General features: G+C 74.3%; 3 protein-coding genes and 1 pseudogene. 1 reads left to right on the top strand and 3 read right to left on the bottom strand.

Annotated elements, in window-relative coordinates:
- A pseudogene (locus V7793_RS34730) lies at nucleotides 1–1,324 on the bottom strand (LuxR family transcriptional regulator); the annotation flags it as partial.
- Nucleotides 1,325–1,569: 245 nt separating this feature from the next.
- Here V7793_RS34730 and V7793_RS34725 point away from each other — a divergent pair.
- Complete coding sequence (locus V7793_RS34725) at nucleotides 1,570–2,256, top strand: esterase/lipase family protein (RefSeq protein ID WP_336013681.1); 687 nt, start codon at nucleotides 1,570–1,572, stop codon at nucleotides 2,254–2,256.
- Here the strand turns inward: V7793_RS34725 and V7793_RS34720 are convergent.
- Together V7793_RS34720 and V7793_RS34715 are read right to left on the bottom strand one after the other, a co-directional pair.
- On the bottom strand, nucleotides 2,246–3,430 hold the full coding sequence (locus tag V7793_RS34720; protein WP_336013680.1) for a hypothetical protein: 1,185 nt from the start codon (nucleotides 3,428–3,430) through the stop codon (nucleotides 2,246–2,248). The two genes, V7793_RS34725 and V7793_RS34720, sit on opposite strands and share 11 nt — an antisense overlap.
- Nucleotides 3,431–3,618: 188 nt before the next feature.
- Nucleotides 3,619–3,865, bottom strand: a 247-nt coding sequence (locus V7793_RS34715; RefSeq protein ID WP_336013679.1) for a hypothetical protein, incomplete at its 5' end; no start/stop codon positions are given.

Here is a 3,865-nt window from a genome sequence, read left to right as displayed (position 1 = left end):
GGAAGAGACAGCCGCGGGCGTCGGCCGGCCGGCGCAGGCGCCGCAGCGCCATGCCGAACGCCAGCTTCGTACGGGCCTGGGAGAACTCGGAGCCCACCCGCTCCACCAGCGACAGCGCCCGGTCGAAGCACGGGTCCGCGGTGGCCGGGTCCGCGGTGGCCGACAGCACGGCCCGGCAGTGCAGGGCCGCGGCCCGGGCCCGCTGGTCGCCGTTGACCGCCGCCCAGTCCTCCAGGGTCCGCAGGATCAGCCGGGCCTGGCGGCAGGCGCGCTTGCGGGCCGGGGCCGGGAGTTCGGCGACGGCCAGGGCGACGGCCTCCACGAAGGAGGGGATGACCTGCAGACGCCAGGCGAAGTGGTGCACCCCCGACTCGCCCAGGACGAGGGGGCGCAGCCGCTCGACGGCCTCCCGCGGCTGCTGGTGCGCGAGGTCCAGCCGGCCCAGGCTCCACGTCGCGAGCAGCGCGGGGACCATCAGGCCGTGGGCCTGTGCCGTGCCGAGCGCCCAGCGGGCGTGGTCGCGGCAGGCGGCGGCGTCCCCGCGGATCGCCGCGGTCATGGCGAGCGTGCTGCGCAGCTGCGCAGCGGCGTTGGGCCGGCCGGCGGCGAGGGCGGCCTCCAGACCCCGCCCGGCGTGGGCCGCGGCGCGGGCGTAGTTGTCGGCGACGAGTTCCACCAGGGCGAGGAGGCCGAGGAGTTCGGGCGTCGCCCGCTGCGGCGCCGCGGCCCGGGCCAGGGCACGGGTGGCCAGGTCCCGGGCGTGCGACACCTCGCCCAGCATGAGGGCGGCACGGCAGGCGTGGACGAGCAGGTGCGTGCGGCCGTCCGCCGCGGGCACGCCGCCGGAGGCCGCGCGGAGCAGCGGGACGGACAGCGCGTGCTCGCCGCGCAGGGCCGCTGCGATGCCCCGGTAGTAGTCGCGCACGGCAGGGGGCGCCGTGGCGTGGCCGCCGAGGCGCTCGGCGGCCCCCGCGTATCCGGTCCGGTCGCCCGCGGTCCAGCTCGCCTCCGCGGCGTGGAGGAGGGCGGCGAGCTCCTCGTCCGTGCGGTTCGCGTGCCGGAACAGCGCGGCGGCCAGGCGCAGGGCTTCGCGCGCGTTGATGACTTCGCCGGTGCGCAAGGAGTGCAGGCCGCGGGCGAGTTCCTGCTGCCCGCGGGCGGCGGAGGCGGCCTTCTGGCGGACGGAGAGCGTGCGCAGGACCGTGGCGCGCGGGGAGCGCCCGGCCAGCTGGGCGTGGTCCGCGGCCGCCACGAGGAGCCGGTCGCGCGCGCCGTCCTCCTCCGTGCGCCCAGCGGCCCGCAGGAGGGCGGACGAGCACCGCACGTGCAGGCGTCGCGTGGAGCCCGCTCTGTCGCCGGGCGGCCGCGGGCGGGAGCTAGGACGACGTACGGCCTGGGAGTCGCGCACGGTTGCTCCTCGGCGTTCGGAGGGCGGCGGGGAAGGGGTGCGTTGCCAGCAAGTTACCCACAAGTAAAACCGCTGGGTAGGTGATTTCGCCGATGCGTGGCCCCCGGAGGCGGACGCATGCTCTCCGCAGTCGCCCGGCAGTCCACTCCCTGGAGGACCGTATGCGAAAGATCAGCCGCGCCCTGGCCCTGACGGCGGCCGTGGCCGCCGTCCTGACGACCGGGACCGCCGCCACCGGCACCGCCGAGGCCGCCTCCGCGCGCACTCCCGTCGTCTTCGTCCACGGCTACCTCGGCGACTCCGTGATCTGGGACCCGGCCCGCACCGCCTTCCGCGGCGCGGGCTACAAGGACAGCGAACTCTTCTCGTACGCCTACGACTTCCTCGCCTCGAACGAAGCGAGCGCCCGCGGGCTGGCCGGCTTCGTCGCGAAGGTGAAGAAGGACACCGGGGCGCAGAAGGTCGACATCGTGAACCACTCCATGGGCGGCCTCGTCTCCCTCTGGTACGCCAAGGAGCTGGGCGGCGCCGCGGACATCGCGCACATGGCGTCGCTGGCGGGGAGCAACCACGGCACGTACACCGCGGGGCTCTGCACCGTGGTCTCCCCCTCCTGCGTGGAGATGACGCCCGGCTCGGCGTTCCTCCGCAGACTCGCCTCCGGCGACGAGACGCCCGGAGCCGTCGGCTACCGCACCTGGTACTCGCCGTGCGACGGGGTGATCAACCCGTTCACGAGCACCGTGCTGGACGGCGCGGTCAACACCCTGCTCCCGTGCGTGACGCACCTGGGGTTCCTGACCGACGAGGGGCTGCTGTCCCAGGTGGCCTCCTACCTCAAGGCGTGATCCCGCCGGGCTCGTAGTTGGTCAGGACGCAGCCGTCCACCACCGCCTTCTCGGAGCGGTAGCCCTGCGGGGTGGTGAAGCCGGGCCGGCACTCGAGGCGGAAGAACTGCTGCTGGTACAGCCCGAACCGGGAGGAGGCATCGTTGGTCTCGATGGCGACGTTCCCCCCGAGGAGCAGCATGCTCTTCGTCGCCTTCGGCCGGCCGCCGTTCTCCTGGATCTCCTTGAGCTGAACGGCCTTGGCGCGCGACTGCAGGGCGGCCATGTCGTCGACCTTGTCGAGCCAGACCAGCCCGTGGGCGCGCTGTGCGCCCCCGGGCTGCCCGCACAGCCCGCGCTCGCCGACGCCCCAGGCGGCCGCGTCGCCGTCGATGAAGGGCTCGTAGTCGATGGACCGGATGGCGACGGTCTCCGGATCCGTCGAGAAGCGCTTGCAGTCGACGCTGGACGCGATCAGTTTCCTCAGCTCGGAGAGGCTGCCGGCGCTCGGCAGGCCGGGGTTCGCCGGCGGCTTCTGCTGCCCGCCCTGCGAGGCCCCGGGCTCCGGGCTCCCGTCACCCGGGCCGTCCGCCGTGTGCACGAAGTCGCTCAGCACGCAGGAGCCGGCGAGGGCCTTCTCCTTCTTGCGGCCCTCCGGCACGCCGAACGTCGGGTTGCACGTCAGGACGCGCATGCCGGACTTCGCGAGCGCCCGGGCCGTCATGGCCGAGGTCGGCTCGGCCACGAAGTCCTTGCCGACGAGGACGCGGCTGTACAGGCCGTACGCCGGCTCGCCGGCTGCGATCTTGTCCATGACCTGCTGGTAGTAGGCCTCCTGGAACTTCTTCATGTCCGGCGTCAGGAAGATGCCGATCGCGCCGTTCTCGCGCAGGTCGCTGCAGACCCCGAGCCCGGCCACGGACCCGCCCACGTCCTTGACGCTGCTCGACCGCAGGCGCACGTCACCCGGGCCGCCCGTCGCCAGGTTCTCGCAGGAGGCGTACTGGCGGAGGAACTTCTGCGCGTCGGCCGTCGAGCCGGCCGACGGCGGTCCCGCCTGAGGGGCGGGCGCGCCCGGTTTCGCCGGGACCGTGGCGCCGCCCCGGCCGGGTTCCGGCTTGTCGTCGCACGCGGTGACCGCGGAGAGGGCGATGAGGGCCGCTGCGGCCGCGGCGAGGGTCTGCTTGATGCGCATGCGGGGCTTTCGTCGGTGGGAAGGAGCGGGGAACTCCCGAGGGTGTGGCATGCGCATGCTAGTCAGCTGATCCGGTCCCGTCGCGTACGGGCCCGGAAACGCCCTGCGGGGGTGCAGGAGGGCGCGCCCTCCTCCACCCCCGCAAGGGAGCGCCGTCCGCCGCGAGGCCGGCCCCGGGCCGGCCGGGCTCACTTCGCGGTGGCGATCCGCCCGTTGACGAAGACCGGCGCGCCGTCGTCGGCGTGCTCCAGCGGTGGTAGTCCGCACCGGAGAGGAAGGACTGGAAGACGTCGCCCCCCGACGAAGCGCGGCAGGTATCCGGCCGCGCGGCCGGACGAGTTCTGGTACCGCGCTTCGAGCGTTGCCGTTGTGCCGGGCTTGACCATGGTCGTCCCTTCGTCGATCGGACCGTTGCGCGAATCAGCCGCGGGCCGC

Origin of the sequence: Streptomyces sp. KLMMK (genome assembly GCF_036961605.1) — a bacterium.
Taxonomy (GTDB): Bacteria; Actinomycetota; Actinomycetes; order Streptomycetales; family Streptomycetaceae; genus Streptomyces; species Streptomyces telluris.
The sequence above is the reverse complement of the archived record's forward strand: the minus strand, read 5'-3'. Positions and strand labels throughout refer to the sequence as shown.

What these genes read in the sequence shown, in the direction of transcription:
- V7793_RS34725 (WP_336013681.1), top strand. Translation starts at nt 1,570, where the DNA reads ATGCGAAAGATCAGCCGCGCCCTGGCCCTGACGGCGGCCGTGGCCGCC.
- V7793_RS34720 (WP_336013680.1), bottom strand. Translation starts at nt 3,430, where the DNA reads ATGCGCATCAAGCAGACCCTCGCCGCGGCCGCAGCGGCCCTCATCGCC.